Source organism: Micromonospora andamanensis (assembly GCF_016863495.1).
GTDB classification, from domain to species: domain Bacteria; phylum Actinomycetota; class Actinomycetes; order Mycobacteriales; family Micromonosporaceae; genus Micromonospora; species Micromonospora andamanensis.
In genome coordinates this window covers 1-15,216 of sequence record NZ_BOOZ01000019.1, presented here as the reverse complement: position 1 = coordinate 15,216, position 15,216 = coordinate 1, and the positions used below count along the sequence as shown (strand labels likewise).

Sequence of the window (15,216 nt, the reverse complement as noted above, 5' to 3'; positions counted from 1 at the left end):
CGGGGTGTGCCCGGCCCGGAGGCCGGGATCGACGGGGACCACGTGGACCCGGGGTGGGTTAGGCTCCTGCCGTCGAGCCAAGTTACCGGGAGGTAGGTATGTCGGAGGGTCAGCGGGTCGCCATCGTGACCGGGGCGGCACGGGGAATCGGCGCGGCCACCGCCAGGCGGTTGGCCGCCGACGGCCTGGCCGTCGCCGTGGTCGACATCGAGGAGTCGGCGACCAAGGAGACCGTGGACGCGATCGTGGCGGCCGGTGGTCGGGCGCTCGGCGTCGGCGCGGACGTGGCGGAACGGGCCCAGGTGGAGGCCGCCGTGGACCGGGTGACAGCCGAACTCGGCGCGCCGACGGTGCTTGTCAACAACGCCGGTGTGCTCCGCGACAACCTGCTGTTCAAGATGACCGACGCCGACTGGGACACGGTCCTGGGCGTACACCTGCGCGGGGCGTTCCTGTTCAGTCAGGCCGCGCAGAAGCACATGGTCGAGGCCCGTTGGGGCCGCATCGTCAACCTCTCCAGCACCTCCGCACTGGGCAACCGGGGCCAGGCCAACTACGCCGCGGCCAAGGCCGGCATGCAGGGCTTCACCAAGACCCTGGCCATCGAACTCGGCCCGTTCGGGGTGACCGTCAACGCGGTAGCGCCCGGGTTCATCGTCACCGACATGACGGCCGCCACCGCCGCCCGGATGAAGGTGGACTTCGAGGCGATGCAGAAGCACGCCGAGGCGGAGATCCCGGTCCGTCGGGTGGGCCGGCCCGAGGACGTGGCGCACACCATCTCGTTCCTGGTCAGCGAAGGGGCCTCGTTCGTGTCCGGCCAGGTCGTCTACGTCGCCGGCGGGCCTCGGGACTGACCGGCTCCGTCACGTGAGCCCCTTCCTGCGCACCGGGTGTCAGGAAGGGGCTCCTGCCATCTGTCGGCGGGTGTGCCGGAGCCAGGCGAGGCCGAGGACCGGCAGCACCAGCGGGATGTAGCCGTAGCCGCTGCCGAAACCGGACCAGACCGTCTCGTCCGGGAAGAGATCCGGGCGGGCCAGGCTGAACGCGCCGACCCCGAGCACACCGACGAGTTCCAGCGTGCAGCAGGCCAGGGCGACACGGCGACCCGCGTGACCGGCCCGTGCCAGACCGACCGCGGCCACGATGTAGACCACCGCGGCGAGCGCGGAGAGCAGGTACGCCAACGGTGCCTCGTCGAACCTGGTGGCGATCTGGAGGGCGGCACGACTGCTCGCGGCGATGGCGAAGAGCAGGTAGACCGCGATCAGCAGCCGCCCCGGGCCGGCGTTGGTCCGAGGTCGCACGGAGCGCGGCTCAGCCACCGAGCACCTCCCAGGTCTGCTGGAGCCGGACCACGACCACAGGCGTCACCAGGCACACCGCGCACACGATCGCCGACCCCCAGCGGGTCGGTTCCATCCGGGCCAGCACCGCCGCCAGCGGCGGCAGACAGACGAGCGTGACCAGGTAGCCGAAGAACGATCCCGGCTCGCCCGGGCGCTCGCCGCCAGCCAGCGCCACGGCGGTCACCAGCACCAGCCCGAGCAGCAGCAACTCCAGCACGGCCAGCCCGATCAACTGCAACCGGTCCGGCGGCCGGTGGCGCAGCGCGGCCACCAGCGCCCAGCCGGCGACCAGTAGCGACAGCACGATGGCGGCGACCGCCAGCGCCCCGTCGGCCGGCGACCCGGTGGTGGTCGCGGCGGCGGTCACCTGGTTCGTCCGGTGCTTGATCCGATCACCGGCCCACTCTACTAACCCCCGTAGTAAGAGCGACCGGCGACAGGGCTGGCGTGGCCGTCGGGTCGCCGGTGGCGCGGGCCGGTTCGGGAGGGTGCGTAGCGGGCGTCGCGGGCATGGTCTGATGAGACGCCGGGGCGGGTGCGCCGTGGCCAGGCGAGGACGCGGAGGTACGGGATGCGGTTCGGGTTGTTCGGCACCGGGCACTGGGCGGCGGAGACGCATGCGGCGGCGCTCGAGGCGCACCCGAGAGCGGATCTGATCGGGGTCTGGGGGCGCGATCCCGACAAAGCCGCCGCGCTGGCCACCCGCTTCGGGGTGCCGGCGTTCGACGACGTCGACACGCTTGTCGAGGCGTGCGACGCGGTGGCTGTGGCGCTTCCGCCCGACGTCCAGGCGGACATCGCCGTCCGGGCCGCCACCGCCGGTCGGCACCTGCTGCTGGACAAGCCGCTGGCGTTGAGCGTGGCCGACGCCGACCGGGTGGTCGAGGCGGCCGGCGGCTCGGGGGTGGCCTCGGTGGTCTTCTTCACCGCTCGTTACCAACCGAACGTCGCCGGCTTCATCGCCGCGACCGCCGCTGCCGGGGGCTGGCACACCGCCAACGTGATCCGGTTCGCCTCGATCTTCCAGCCCGGCAGCCCGTACGGCCAGTCGCCGTGGCGCCGGGAGCACGGCGCGCTGTGGGACATCGGCCCGCACGCCCTGGCCGTCCTGCTGCCGGTGCTCGGCCGGGTCACCCGGGTGTCCGCCAGCGACGGCCCCGGCGGCCTGGTGCACCTGCTGCTCAGCCACGCCGAGGGAGCCACAAGCACGGTGTCGCTGACCCTGGACGCGCCGCCCCGCTCGGTCGCCGCCGAGTTCGTCCTCTACGGCGAGAACGGCATCGAGCGACTTCCGGACGGCGGCGCGAGCTCGGCGACAGCCTTCGGGGTGGCCATCGACCAGCTGTTGGCCGAGATCGATGCCGGCACCCGCGATCACCGCTGCGACGTGCGCTTCGGCCGCGAGGTGGTGACGGTCCTCGCCGCCGCCGAGACCGCCCGTGCGCAGCGCACCGTCATCGACGTACCGGCCTAGACAGGGCATAAACCGGTGGCCGCCCGCCGGGCGGGTCGGTAGCGTCGCCGGCATGTGCGTTTGTGCCCTGATCAACGCGGTCGGCACGCCTGCCGCGTTCGGGCCGTTGCTGGTGGCCCGTCCGCGCGTTCGGCGTCCGGCCCTGGCCGGCGCGATTCGCGACTGACGCCGCTCACGCGTACGTCTTCCTCACCGACCCGATCGCTGTCGCGCGGTTCGTCGACGCCGCCCGCCCGCTGAGCGGCTCAGGGGAGCGTGCGCAGCGCCTCGGTCAGTTCCATGGGGGAGCTGAACTGCTCCACCGGCAGCGCCCGTACGGCCTGCAACTGCTCGGTGCTCGCGCCGTTCTCCTGGCACCACCGGACCAGATCCTCGCGGGAGACGGGAAAGTCCAGCCCCGCGAGGTACTCGGGCAGGGCGGCACCGCTGTCGGTCATGCTGTCCGATCTACCCGCGCAAGTGCCCCGGCACACCCCCGACGGACCCCCGCGTTTGCTCGTCGGGGTGCCGGGTAGCCGCAGGCATGCTGGTACAGCGGCTCGGCGCGCCGAGCGACCTCGATCCGTTGCTGGAGCGCGTCCGGGACGCCCGGGTGGTGATGATCGGGGAGGCGACGCACGGCAGCTACGACTACTACCGGATCCGGGAGCAGCTGACCCGGCGGCTGGTCGCCGAGTGCGGCTTCTCCTTCGTGGCTGTCGAGGGTGACTGGCCGGACTGCGACCGGGTGCACCGTTCGGTGACCGGTGCCCCGGGCGCGGCGGCCGAGCCGCAGAGCGCACTTGAGGGCTTCGAACGGTGGCCGACGTGGATGTGGGCGAATGCCGAGGTGGCCCGCTTCTGTCGTTGGCTGCGGGCCTGGAACATGGATCGGACGGAGGCGGCCCGGGTCGGCTTCCACGGCCTCGACGTGTACAGCCTCTGGGAGTCGATGCAGGCGATCTTCGACTATCTCGGCGAGGAGGAACCGGCGTCGCTGGAGCTGGCCCAGGACGCCTACCGGTGCTTCGAGCCGTACGGCAAGCGGGTCGAGGAGTACGGCGCGGCGAGCCGGTTCGTCTCCGCCCGATGTGAGCAGGAGGTGATCCGGCTGCTGGCGCGTACCCGCGAACACGCCGCCACCGACGGGCCGGGCGCCTTTTCCACCTGGCAGAACGCGGAGGTGGTGGCCGGTGCCGAGCGCTACTACCGGGAGATGGTCGCCGGTGGACCCGGGTCGTGGAACGTCCGGGACACCCACATGACCGACACCCTGGACCGGCTGCTCGACCGTTACGGGCCGGGTGCCCGGGGCGTGGTGTGGGCGCACAACACGCACGTCGGTGACGCGCGGGCGACCGACATGGCCGCCGACGGGATGGTGAACATCGGCCAGTTGGCCCGGGAACGCCATGGTGCCGACCAGGTGGCGTTGATCGGCTTCGGTAGTTGGCGGGGCACGGTGATCGCCGCCCCACGGTGGGGTTCGCCGGCAGAGGCGATGGTGGTGCCACCCGCCCGGCCCGGCTCGCTGGAGCATCGACTGCACGAGCTGATGCCGGAGCGGGCGGTGCTGGTCTTCGGCGGGCCGGACCAGCCGGGCTGGGTCACCGACACGCTCGATCATCGGGCGATCGGGGTGGTGTACGACCCGTCGTTCGAGTCGTGGGGCAACTACGTGCCGACGCGGCTGGGGGACCGCTACGACGCCTTCATCTGGTGCGACGAGACCACCGCGTTGCATCCGCTGCCCGCGCTGGCCACCCCGGGCGAGATGGAGACCTACCCGGCCGGCGTCTGAGCCGGGTGCCGACACGGCCCTCCATCCGTGTCGGGTGAAGAGCCGTGTCGTGGTGCGGGTCAGGCGCCGGCACCGACCTTGTCGTCGAGCTTGGCGCGGAGCTTCTCGCCCTCGATGTCGACGTTCGGCAGCGCCCGGTCCAGCCAGCGGGGCAGCCACCACGCCACCTTGCCGAGCAGCGACATCACCGCCGGCACGATCGTCATCCGGACGACGAAGGCGTCGATGGCCACACCGATGGCGAGCGCGAAGCCCATCGACTTGATCACCGGGTCGTCGAGGAAGATGAAGCCGCCGAAGACCGAGGTCATGATCAGGGCGGCGGCGGTGACCACGCGTGCCCCGTGCCCCATCCCGTTGATGGTGGCCTGCTGGGCGGTGTCACCGTGGACGAAGTCCTCCCGCATCCGGGAGACCAGGAACACCTCGTAGTCCATGGCCAGCCCGAACAGGATGCCGATCAGCAGGATCGGCAGGAAGCTGATCAGTGGGCCAGGAGTGTCCAGGCCGACCAGGTCGGCGAGGTGCCCCTGCTGGAAGACCGCGACAGTGATGCCGAACGTGGCAGCGACGGTGAGCAGGAAGCCCAGGGCCGCCTTCACCGGCACCAGCACCGAGCGGAACACAAGCATCAGCAGCAGGATCGACAGGCCGACCACCAGCGCCAGGTAGATCGGCAATGCGTCGGAGAGCTTCTCCGAGATGTCGATGCCGATCGCCGTCACCCCGGTGAACAGCACGTCTGCGCCCTGGATGCCACCGACGGCGGCGCGGATGTCGTGCACCATCGTCTCGGTGGCCGGGTCGGTCGGGCCGGTCTGCGGGATCACCCCGAGCAACGCCGTCCGACCGTCCGGGCTGAGCTGCGGCGGGGCCACCGCGAGCACGTTGTCGGTGCGCTGGACCAGGGCCGTGACCTGCGGAACGGCCGCGGCGGTGGCGGCGGCGTCGTCACCGGCCACCACCACCGCGAGCCGCCCGGTGAAGCCGGGGCCGAAGCCCTCGGTGATCAGGTCGTTGGAGACCCGGGCGGCGGACCCGGCCGGGGCGGTACCGGCGTCGGGCAGGGCCAGGCGCATGTCCGGCGCCGGAAGCGCCAGCAGCCCCAGGCCGAGCAGCCCGACGAGGATCACCGGGATCCGGAACCGGGTGATCAGCCGGGCCCAGCGGAAACCGAACGCCGAGGTGTCCTCACCGGCCACGGTGGCGGCCTCCGGCGCCGCCCGGTGGGTGGTCACGTCGCTGCGCCGGGCAGCGTCGTCCGGGAGGTCGTCGGCGGTGAGGGCCACCGGCACCGACGAGCGCAGCCGACGGGGCAGGACCCGGCGGCCGGCGAAGCCGAGCAGGGCCGGCTGGAGGGTGATCGCCACAAGTACCGCGACGGTGACGGTGCCGGCGGCGGCCAGACCCATGACGGTCAGGAACGGGATGTTCACCACCGCGAGACCGGCCAGGGCGATGACGACTGTGGCTCCGGCGAAGGTCACCGCCGAGCCGGCGGTACCGACCGCCCGGCCGATCGCCTCGTCCGCCGGCATGCCGTCGAGCAGGTTCTGTCGGTACCGCGAGGTGATGAAGAGCGAGTAGTCGATGCCGACGGCCAGACCGAGCATCAACGCGAGGATGGGCGCGGTGCTGGTCAGCTCGATCACGCCGCTGAGCGCGAAGAGACCGGCCATGCCTACGCCGACGCCGATCAGCGCGTTGAGCATCGTCATGCCCGCGGCCACGAGCGAGCCGAAGGTGACCACCAGAACGATGAGGGCCACCGCGACGCCTATCGCCTCGGTGGAGCCGACCTCGGGCTCGGTGTTGAGCACCTCACCGCCCGGCGCGACCTGCCAACCTTGGGCCTGGGCCTCGGCACCCAGCCGCTCGTACGCCTCCCGCTGCTCGTCGGTCACCTGGTCGGCGCCCTCGTTGAACTGGACCTGGATCAGCGCGTACTGGCCGTCGGGCGTGACCGAGCCGACCTGGAACGGGTCGATCGCGGCGAGCACACCGGGGACCGTGGTGGCCTCCTGGGTGATCGACTGGATCACCGCCTGGCCCTCGGGCGTGCCCAGTTGTCCCGGCGCCGGTGCCTTGACCGCGATGGTGCCGGTGGCGCCGGCAGCCGCCGGGAACTGCTCGTCGAGCAGGTCGAGCGCACGCTGCGATTCCGTGCCGGGCATGGTGAAGTTGCTTGCCGTCGGGCCGCGCAGGGTCGCCGCTGCCAGGCCGAGCCCGACGAGTACGACGAGCCAGATCGCCGCGACGAGTCGCCGACGACGCATCGAGCCCCGGCCAAGCCGGTAGAGCAGGGTCGCCATGAGGTCCTTTCCCTCGGTCGTTGGTTGTGGAACAGGTCAGTGCGCGGGCTGCTCGAGCGCCCGGAGCAGCAGGGCCAGCAACGCGTCGCTCAACTCCTGATCGGGCACGTCGGCGAACTGGCCGCAGGTCTCCGCGATGCCGGCGAGCAGCACCAGCGCGGTGATCCGGGCGGAGGCCCGTGCGGAGTGCCCGGCGAAGGCGTCGATGAGTCGTTCGGAGATCTGCTGGATGTGGGCGAAGACGGGTTGTTGCAGCAACTCCGGGAACTCGCCGCGGAGCAGAGCGATCTCACTGCGGAACCGGACCGCCAGGTCGACGAAGCCCTCGGCGGCGACCCGCTGCGCGGCGGCCGGTCCGGGCTGTTCGGCGATCCGTTCGTCGAGCGAGCGCAGCACCTCGATCGCGGGTGCCATCAGCTCGGTGAGGATGGCCTCCTTGTTGGCGAAGTGGTAGAGCACCGCAGCCTTGGAACAGCCCACCTCGGTGGCGATGTCCTGCAACGACGTACCCCGGTAGCCGGTGGCGGCGAAACGTCTCGCCGCTGCCGCCAGGATCTCGCCGTGGGTCTGCGGGGTGGTGCGGGCCATGACTCTCAGCATGCCTGACCGATCGGTCAGAGGCTGACCGATCGGTCAGATCAGTGGCGTTCCCCACAACCAGCGGTGCCGAATTGGCTCTCCGGGCGCTGTCGTGCCGAGCCCAGAATCGGTGCGTGACCGAATCCACGGCGGCCCGGGCGGTCGCGCTTCGCGCCCTGCACCGACCAGGCGACCCGCTGGTGCTGCCCAATGCGTGGGACGCCGGCTCCGCCCGGGCGGTGGCCGACGCCGGCTTCCCGGCGGTGGCCACCGGCAGCGCCGCGGTCGCTGAATCCCTCGGGTACGCCGACGGCGAGCGCACCCCACCGGCGGAGATGTTCGCGGCGGTGACCCGGATCGCCCGCGCGGTAGCCGTGCCGGTCACCGCCGATCTGGAGCGAGGCTACGGTCTGGGCCCGGCGGAGCTGGTCTCCCGGCTGCTCGACACCGGGGCGGTCGGGCTGAACCTGGAGGACTCGGATCCGCGTACCGGTGTCCTGGTGGATGCCGAGGAACAGGCCGACCTGCTGGCCGGAGTGCGGGCGGCGGCCGACGACGCCTGCGTGAAGGTGGTGGTCAACGCCCGGGTGGACGTCTACCTTCGGCCCGGTGGCGAGCCGGCTGCCGACCGGCTCGCCGAGGCGATCCGCCGGGCCAGGCGCTACCTGGCGGCCGGGGCGGACAGCGTCTATCCGATCCTGCTGGCCGACCCGGCGCAGCTACGCAGCTTCGTGCCGGCCGTCGCTGCGCCGGTGAACGTACTGGCCCGCCCAGGCGCACCAGCGCTCGCGGAGCTGGCCGCGCTGGGCGTGGCCCGGGTCAGCTACGGCTCCGGCCTGTACGCGGCGACCCGCGCCCACACCACGCGGCTGCTCGCCGCCGTCGCCGCCGGTGGCCCCCTCGCCTGACCGTTGAACACCTGTCGGACGGGTCGGACCGTTCGGCTGGCGTTGGCCTTGGCCCTTTGCCCGCCCGCCGGACCGGCTCGACCGCTTGCCTGCGCGGCTGCCCATAGCAGTAGTCCGCTGAGCCTGTCGAGCTGACGGCGCGGACGGATCAGGCGCGGTGTCGCGGTTGACCGCCGGGCCCCGGACGGGGATGGTGATCGGATGGGGGCTGACGAGACCCGGGACGGGGTCGCGCTGACCAACCTCGACCAGCAGTTGTTCGACGGGTCAGGGGTCAGCAAACGCGACCTGGTCGACTACCTCGACGCGGTGGCCGATCGGATCGTCCCGCAGCTGCGGCAGCGTCCGTTGTCGGTGGTCCGGGTACGCCCGGGGCAACCACCGTTCATGCAGAAGAACCTGCCGCGCTACACCCCCGACTGGGTACGCCGGGTGCTGATCTGGGCGGAAGCGTCCCGCCGGGAAATCGCGTACGGGCTCTGCGACGACCGCCGTACCCTGCTCTGGTTCGCCAACCAGCGGGCGGTCGAGTACCACCCCACCCTGGCCATGGCGGACGACCTGAGCCGACCCACCCACCTGGTGCTGGATCTCGATCCGCCCGAGGACGCCGGATTCGCCGCCGGGGTGTCGGCCGCGTTGCTGGTCCGGCAGGCGCTCGCCGACACCGGGCTGGCGGGCGCGGTGAAGACCAGCGGGGCCAAGGGGGTGCACGTCTTCGTTCCGGTCGAGCCGGGCCCCGACGCCGAGGAACTGGCCGCCGCCACCCGAGCCCTCGCCGCTCGGACCGAACGGCTGGACCCGACGCTTGCGACCACCGCGTTCATCCGCGAGGACCGGGGTGGCAAGGTCTTCGTCGACCCCACCCGGACCGGCGGGGCGACAGTCGTCTCGGTCTACAGCCCCCGGCTGCGTCCCGGTGTGCCGGTCTCCTTCCCGGTGCCCTGGCCGGATCTGGCGTCCGTCACCCCGGCGGACTTCACCATCCGGACGGTCCCGTCGCTGGTAGCGGAACGGGACCCGTGGGCCGACCTGATGCCGGCCCCCAAGCGACTGCCCGCCGATCTGATCGAGGAGGGCCGGGCGATTCCGGTGCCGAGGGTGCAGGCCATGCACGAGGGCCGGCGTCGGGCCCGCGCCCGGCGCGCTGCCGCCGACTGAGTACGTACGCCGCGCAGACCCGCCTCGCCGGGCGGGCCGCGGCCCCCGCGATGTCAGTCAGTCGTCCAGAGTCGCAGCTTTTCCGGGTTGCGTACCGCCCAGATCCGGGTGATCCTGCCACTCGCGACATGGAACGCCAGTACCGCGATGGTGGCGCCGCCCTGCCGGGCCACCAGGCCGGGCTTGCCGTTGACCGTGCGCTCCAGGAACGTCATGTCCGGCACCCGGGTGGTTATGTCGATCGCGGCGCACGCGATCCGATTGCCGCCTTCGATCGGGTGCACTGCGGCGCTGACCAGACCGCCGCCGTCGGCGACCGCCTTGGCGTGCGGGTCGAGCAGGCCGATCAGGGCGTCGATGTCCTTGGCTTCCCAGGCTTTCTTGAAGTCCCGGACCACACCAGCCTGGTGTGCCGCCGGGCTCGGTCGAGCCTGGGACGTGCGAATCCGGCGGCGGGCCGACGAGGCGAGCTGACGGCAGGCCGCCGGCGTCCGATCGACGATCTCGGCTACTTCGGCGAAGGGGTAACGGAAGACGTCGTGCAGGATGAACGCGACGCGCTCGGCCGGAGTCATCGATTCGAGCACGACGAGGAAGGCCATGTTCACCGACTCGTCGAGGGTGACGCGCTCGGCCGGGTCGGCGCCGGTGCGGCCCGTCGGTCCCACGCTCCACTCGGCCTGGTCGGGCAGTGGCTCGGGCACCCATTCGCCGACGTAGCGCTCCCGCCTCATCCGCGCCGAGCCCAGCAGGTCGAGGCAGACCCGGCTGGCGACGGTGGTCAGCCAGGCACCGGGCACCTCGATGGCTTCCCGTTGCTGCGGGGTCATCGCGTACCAGCGGGCGTAGGTCTCCTGGACGGCGTCCTCGGCCTCGGCTGCTGAGCCGAGCAGCCGGTACGTCAGATTGAGCAGTTGACGCCGTTCGCCCGTGATCGCGCTCAGCCCCGCTTCGGGCTGGCCGTCCGCTGCTCTGCCCAGCCTGGCTGGCTCGGGCTGATCCTGGCTGGTCATGGTGTCCTACCTCCCCGTCGGTCCAGACCGTCCGCATCGGTACGACGAGACACGGTGCCGGATTGTGAGGGGCGCGCCGCCTCACATCTTCGGCCACCGCGTCGTCGGACCACTGACCGGCCAGCAATGCACCACGATGAACCGGAAGGGACTGCCAATCATGCCCTCACCCACCACGTTCAGGCAGGAAGACCTCACGTCGCGCCTGCCTGATCCGATGGAGTTCTTCCCCGAGCTGACAGCGATCTCCAGCGCGATGGCCAAGGCCACGCTCAACGGCGCAGTTCCACCGGCCACCATCGGGCTGTTGCAGCTGCGCGCCGGACAGATTGCCGGCAGCACGTATCACACGGTTCGCCAATCCAACCTGCTGCGCAAGTCCGGTGAGACGGAGGAGCGGATCACCGCTGTCGCGTCCTGGCAGGACGCCCCGTACTTCACCGAACCGGAGCGGGTCGCGCTGGAACTCGTGGAAACCGTTCTCAGCGGAGGTTCGTCCGGGGAGCGGGTCTCCGACGAATTGTTCGCGAGAGCGGCCGCCCACTATGACGACCTGGCGCTCTGGACGCTCACCGTGGCGATCGCCCAGATCTGCTTCTTCATCCCGGTCGCCGCGATTGCCAAGCCGATCCCCGGTAAGCCGCCAGGAAAGAACTACCGCACCTGAAGGCCGCGTAGTGCCGCCATTTCGTGATCACACCGAGCTCGGGAGGCGCTCCTATGCGTAGAGTTTTCGCCGGTCTGGCGATCCTGCTGCTGCTGATTGTGCTGGCGGAGTTCTACTTTTCCGCAGCCGGCGCGGCCAGTTCCGCACCCCGAGCCGAGGCTTATCGTCCGCACCACGCGCTGGGGTACGTGATCTTCTTCGTGCCGGTGGTGATGATCGTCGTCGCGGTCCTGGCCCGAATGCCACTACGGTTTGTCGGCCTGCCCGCTCTCATCGCCGGACTGACCGCTGTCCAAGTGCTGATCACCGAGGTCACCAAGGGGCTCGGCGATACATTCGGGTCGGTCATCTTCGGTCTGCACGCGGTAAACGGCGTGGTCATCCTGGCGGTGGCCGCAGTGATCGTCGGGTCGGCGCGAACGGTCGCCGTGTCTCCGGCTGCAGCCGACATCGCGCAACCAGCGAATCGAGGCTGACCGGTAACGACGAGGCTGCACATGCGGATGGCGGGTGTCGAACGGGGGCCCGCCATCCGTCTCGGAACGCGTCAGCGTGCCGGACTGCCGACGGCCAGTCCACCCCGGCGTTGGCCCACCCCCGGCGTGGGGTCCGGGGCTCGGCCCCGGACAGAAATGACAAGCGTCCCAGGTCCGCGCTTCTCAGCGGACCTGGGACGCGAAAGCTTGTGCCCCCGGCAGGGCATGTCACAGAACTGCAAATGGTCGCTGCCCCCGCCGTCGTCGTCGGGGGCAGCGTCGTTTGCGCTGGTGTGGTGGTGGGTGGGGGGCGTCTGCCGTGGCGCGGGTTAGCCGGGCCAGGTGTGGGGCGGCGTGTTGGCTGACGGTGGCTCGGAACGCGACCTGCTTGGCGCGGACGTCGTGGTGGATCTGCACGGCGAAGGCGTCCAGGAGGCGGCGGAGACGGTCCGTGGGTAGCAGGCTGAGCTTGATTTCCATCTCGGGAAGGTCGGCGAGGATGTCGGCGCTGCCGGGATCGGCCGGCATGGTTTCTTCGAGGTGGGCGAGTTCGGCGGTCTTGATCTCGCGGTCACGGTCGAGTTGGGCTCGTCGCTCGCTGATCTCCGCGAATACGCTGCCGTCTGGGTCGTCGTTTTCCTCGATGACCCGTAGGAGGCGACGGCGGCGAGCGGCGATGTCGTCCAGAGTCCGCCGCAGTACCGCGATTTGTCGCCGTTGCTCCTCGGCGGCTTGTTGGGCGGCGATGTCCAGGCTGCGGGTGGCGAGTTGCACCCGGTCCGGACCGAGGACGTAGGTGTTGAAGAACCGATCGGCGAAGTCGAGCAGCACCTCTTCGGTCACGGAGATCATGCTCGGGTGCCCGTCGGGGATGGCCCTCTCTCGGGGTTGGCAGGAGTAGTAGGTGTAGCCGGTGACGGTGCGGCCGAACATGCGCCGCTGGCACGGCGCGCACCAGACGTAGGAACGAAGCGCGTAGACCCGTTTGGCCTGCCGGTGCCGGTTGGGAGAACCCTGGCGGGCGTCAGCGCGTGATCGTTCTCGGGATCGGCTCACGTTCTGTGCGGCGAGGAACGTCTCTATTGGCACGATGCCCGGGTGGGTGGGCTGGGCGGAGACGACCCACTGTTCACGGGGGTTGACCTTGCCGGGGTGCAGTTTGTCTTTGGTCGAGCGCCGGTTCCAGACCATGTGGCCGGTGTACTTGGGGTTGACGAGGATCTCGCGGACGGCCGAGCCGGTCCATCGTCCGACCGCGCGGGCGGGGTCGACGGGTTGTGGGGGCGGGTAGCGGTCGAGGTCGGTGTTGAGCCGGTCGGCGATGGCTCGGTAGGACAGCTTCTCGTCGATCCGCCAGGCGTAGATCTGCTCGACCACCGGCCCCCGGTCGGGGTCGATCTTCAGCTTCGTCTTGTGCTTGCCCTGCGCCCGTTTGGCGGGGACCGGGTGTTTGTGTTTCTCGGCGAGGTAGCCGTATGGCGGCTTGCCGACGTTCCAGCCCTGACCGGTGTGTTCCTCGAAGCCGTCCCACGACTTCTCCAGCATCTCGATCATGTACCACTCGGCTACGCCCTGTTTGGTGCGGCGCAGGAGGACCTGGGCGGCGCGTTTGCGGCTGTTCGACTGCGTGATCGGCTCGTCGGCGGCCAACAGCGGCACCCCGGCGAGTTCGAGGTCATGCTCGATCTTGGTGCCCTGGTGGGTCCATCGGGCGATGCGATCGATCGACTCGCAGATGACGACGTCGAAGCGGCGATCCGGTGAGGTGGCTTCGGCGAGCATGTCGGCGAGGCCGCCGTCGCGGCGGACGTCGATGTTGAACTTCTGCCACGCTGTGCTTCGGCCCCGCTGGCTGAGTTCCTTGCGGGAGGACTCCACGTCCCAGAACCAGGCGACGATGACCATGTTGGGCAGGAGCGCCCGTTCGGAGTTGGTCAACTGCCGGGGGATGGACAGGGTGGGGTCCTGCTGCTCGTCGGTGGAGGTACGCCCGAGGAACGCGACCCGTATCGTCCGCTGGGGTACGGGCGTGGTGGCGGGTGAGCGTAGCCAGTCGGGCAGGGTGCTCCTCACAGGTAGCCTCCTTCGGCGACGAGTTGGGTCAGGACGTTGATGTAGGAGACGCTGCGCAGCCGCCAGGGCATGACCGGCAGCCGGTCCCCGTCGCGGATCTCGGGGGCGTGGAGGAACTCGATGCCGGCGACCGCGAGCATGCGCAGGAGCACGGTCCTCGTCGCCATGTCACGGGACAGGCGGTGCACGTCGGTGCTGATCACGAAGTCGAATCGGCGTTCTGGCCGGTTCGCCTCAGTGAGCAGGCCATCCAGACCACCGTCACGGCTAATCTCCCGCTCGTGGCTTAGGAACAGGCTGGCGGGTGCCCGCCGGTAGTCAGGCCGGGTACCGAGGTCGGAGAACACCGCCGTGATCGCGCCGTCGGGCAGCACCGAGACGCACTGCTGGTACTGACCGCCGAGCACACGGGTGGCCGTGGCGAGGTCGCCGGCATCGGCGGTCCGGCCGTAGAACGCCACACGCGGCAGCACTGTCGTGCGGCGGATGTTCATGCCTCGGCCGGGGTGCCGGACGTGCGGTCAGCGGCCCCCGATGGGCAGATGGCGACGGTGACCGCCCCATCGGTCGGTACGACGACCGGTGTGTCGTGGGGGCCGTAGACGACGATGCGCCCGGTGTCGCGGGTGACGGTGGCGTACATGACGCGCGTACCTCCTGAGGTTTGTGTCTGGTCGGGCCACGGGTCGACCGCCCGGTGCTGCCCGACCCGTGGGCGTCGATCACCGCGCAACTCGGTGAAGGGATCAAGACCGGCCCCCGACGGCAGCACACTCCACGGCACGCCGAGTGGCCCGGAGGGCGACCGGTCAGACGGGCTCGGCGCGGTGCCGCTGGTCGTGAAGCCAGGTCAGCACGTCGAGGATCACCTCGGCTTGCAGCACGGCCAGCCGCCGACCGGCGTCGCCGTCGAGCACGGTGACGTCGAATCGCACCTCCGGCACATCACTGCGGGCGACCGCGACCTCTGCCGACTGCCCGTCACCGCGAGCCGGAGACTCCCGATCGGGCGAGGTCGATGCCCTGCGTTGTCTGCCGTCGCCGGGCTCAGGGGCGGACGGTCCGTACCCGTCCGGTACGCGCGGATCGGGGGTGCGGGGGACGTGGGTAGGGGGAAGGAGGAACCCGGCAGGTGCCGGCTGGGGCCGGTCGCCGGGGGTGGTGGAGCTGGGCTTCGGCATGGGCGTGTGGGCCACGTCCGCCGACGAGCGCTGACACTAGGGGATTACAAATCCGGGCCTCGGATTGGAAACCGCGCTCCGCGCCGAACAACTCGCGTCGCCCGAGCCGCCCGGTTGAACAAGATCCTCAACGGGTTGAACACACAGGTCAGGCCCCTGAGGTGCCGACTTTCGGTGGCACGGGAGCGGCGTGGAACGCCGATACGATCGGTGACAGGTTGCACAGAATCTCCACCTACTTGG

General features: G+C 70.6%; 17 protein-coding genes. 7 read left to right on the top strand and 10 right to left on the bottom strand.

All coding sequences use genetic code 11. From position 1 onward, the window contains the following. Window positions 1-98 precede the first annotated feature (98 nt). Window positions 99-857, top strand: coding sequence for a 3-oxoacyl-ACP reductase FabG (fabG, locus tag Van01_RS17570; protein WP_204008369.1), 759 nt, complete (start codon window positions 99-101; stop codon window positions 855-857). Between the two features lie 39 nt (window positions 858-896). Here the strand turns inward: fabG and Van01_RS17565 are convergent, their stop codons facing one another. Then, window positions 897-1,325: a hypothetical protein gene (locus Van01_RS17565; protein ID WP_204008367.1), complete on the bottom strand. Its 429-nt coding sequence runs from the start codon at window positions 1,323-1,325 to the stop codon at window positions 897-899. Further along, entirely contained in the window at window positions 1,318-1,716 is a 399-nt protein-coding gene (locus Van01_RS17560) for a hypothetical protein (protein ID WP_204008365.1), read from the bottom strand. Before Van01_RS17560 ends, Van01_RS17565 begins: the two co-directional genes overlap by 8 nt. Window positions 1,717-1,920: 204 nt before the next feature. On the opposite strand from Van01_RS17560, the gene Van01_RS17555 reads away from it, so the two are divergent. Further along, window positions 1,921-2,823 carry a Gfo/Idh/MocA family protein gene (locus Van01_RS17555; RefSeq protein WP_204008363.1) on the top strand — a complete coding sequence of 301 codons (903 nt, stop codon included), beginning with the start codon at window positions 1,921-1,923 and terminating at the stop codon, window positions 2,821-2,823. Between the two features lie 245 nt (window positions 2,824-3,068). Here the strand turns inward: Van01_RS17555 and Van01_RS17550 are convergent, their stop codons facing one another. Further along, window positions 3,069-3,260 (bottom strand): DUF2795 domain-containing protein, encoded by a 192-nt coding sequence (locus tag Van01_RS17550; protein WP_204008361.1) that lies wholly within the window; start codon window positions 3,258-3,260, stop codon window positions 3,069-3,071. Between the two features lie 86 nt (window positions 3,261-3,346). Here Van01_RS17550 and Van01_RS17545 point away from each other — a divergent pair, with 86 nt between their 5' ends. Beyond that, complete coding sequence (locus tag Van01_RS17545; protein ID WP_204008359.1) at window positions 3,347-4,603, top strand: erythromycin esterase family protein; 1,257 nt, start codon at window positions 3,347-3,349, stop codon at window positions 4,601-4,603. Window positions 4,604-4,662: 59 nt separating this feature from the next. On the opposite strand, the gene Van01_RS17540 is transcribed toward Van01_RS17545, so the two are convergent. Together Van01_RS17540 and Van01_RS17535 are read right to left on the bottom strand one after the other, a co-directional pair. Continuing rightward, complete coding sequence (locus Van01_RS17540; RefSeq protein WP_204008357.1) at window positions 4,663-6,915, bottom strand: MMPL family transporter; 2,253 nt, start codon at window positions 6,913-6,915, stop codon at window positions 4,663-4,665. 36 nt (window positions 6,916-6,951) lie between these two features. Continuing rightward, entirely contained in the window at window positions 6,952-7,503 is a 552-nt protein-coding gene (locus Van01_RS17535; protein WP_204008355.1) for a TetR/AcrR family transcriptional regulator, read from the bottom strand. A 125-nt stretch (window positions 7,504-7,628) separates the two neighbouring features. Here Van01_RS17535 and Van01_RS17530 point away from each other — a divergent pair, with 125 nt between their 5' ends. After that, a complete protein-coding gene (locus Van01_RS17530) occupies window positions 7,629-8,402 on the top strand; it encodes an isocitrate lyase/PEP mutase family protein (protein WP_204008353.1) in 774 nt (257 codons plus the stop codon). Window positions 8,403-8,603: 201 nt separating this feature from the next. Next, entirely contained in the window at window positions 8,604-9,563 is a 960-nt protein-coding gene (locus tag Van01_RS17525) for a DNA polymerase domain-containing protein (RefSeq protein ID WP_204008351.1), read from the top strand. Between the two features lie 53 nt (window positions 9,564-9,616). On the opposite strand, the gene sigJ is transcribed toward Van01_RS17525, so the two are convergent. Further along, a complete protein-coding gene (gene sigJ, locus Van01_RS17520) occupies window positions 9,617-10,576 on the bottom strand; it encodes an RNA polymerase sigma factor SigJ (RefSeq protein WP_204008349.1) in 960 nt (319 codons plus the stop codon). Here sigJ and Van01_RS17515 point away from each other — a divergent pair. Both Van01_RS17515 and Van01_RS17510 read left to right on the top strand, forming a co-directional pair. After that, entirely contained in the window at window positions 10,575-11,243 is a 669-nt protein-coding gene (locus Van01_RS17515; RefSeq protein WP_204008347.1) for a carboxymuconolactone decarboxylase family protein, read from the top strand. The genes sigJ and Van01_RS17515 overlap by 2 nt on opposite strands. Before the next feature lie 53 nt (window positions 11,244-11,296). Further along, complete coding sequence (locus Van01_RS17510; protein ID WP_204008345.1) at window positions 11,297-11,719, top strand: DUF6220 domain-containing protein; 423 nt, start codon at window positions 11,297-11,299, stop codon at window positions 11,717-11,719. A 228-nt stretch (window positions 11,720-11,947) separates the two neighbouring features. Here the strand turns inward: Van01_RS17510 and Van01_RS17505 are convergent, their stop codons facing one another. The 4 genes from Van01_RS17505 to Van01_RS33495 form a co-directional block, all read right to left on the bottom strand. Then, window positions 11,948-13,792 (bottom strand): recombinase family protein, encoded by a 1,845-nt coding sequence (locus Van01_RS17505; protein WP_239099135.1) that lies wholly within the window; start codon window positions 13,790-13,792, stop codon window positions 11,948-11,950. Then, on the bottom strand, window positions 13,789-14,286 hold the full coding sequence (locus tag Van01_RS17500) for a hypothetical protein (RefSeq protein ID WP_239099134.1): 498 nt from the start codon (window positions 14,284-14,286) through the stop codon (window positions 13,789-13,791). Before Van01_RS17500 ends, Van01_RS17505 begins: the two co-directional genes overlap by 4 nt. Next, on the bottom strand, window positions 14,283-14,435 hold the full coding sequence (locus Van01_RS17495; protein ID WP_204008342.1) for a hypothetical protein: 153 nt from the start codon (window positions 14,433-14,435) through the stop codon (window positions 14,283-14,285). Before Van01_RS17495 ends, Van01_RS17500 begins: the two co-directional genes overlap by 4 nt. Before the next feature lie 166 nt (window positions 14,436-14,601). Continuing rightward, window positions 14,602-14,727, bottom strand: a complete 126-nt coding sequence (locus Van01_RS33495; RefSeq protein ID WP_275410359.1) for a hypothetical protein — start codon at window positions 14,725-14,727, stop codon at window positions 14,602-14,604. Window positions 14,728-15,216: the final 489 nt, after the last annotated feature.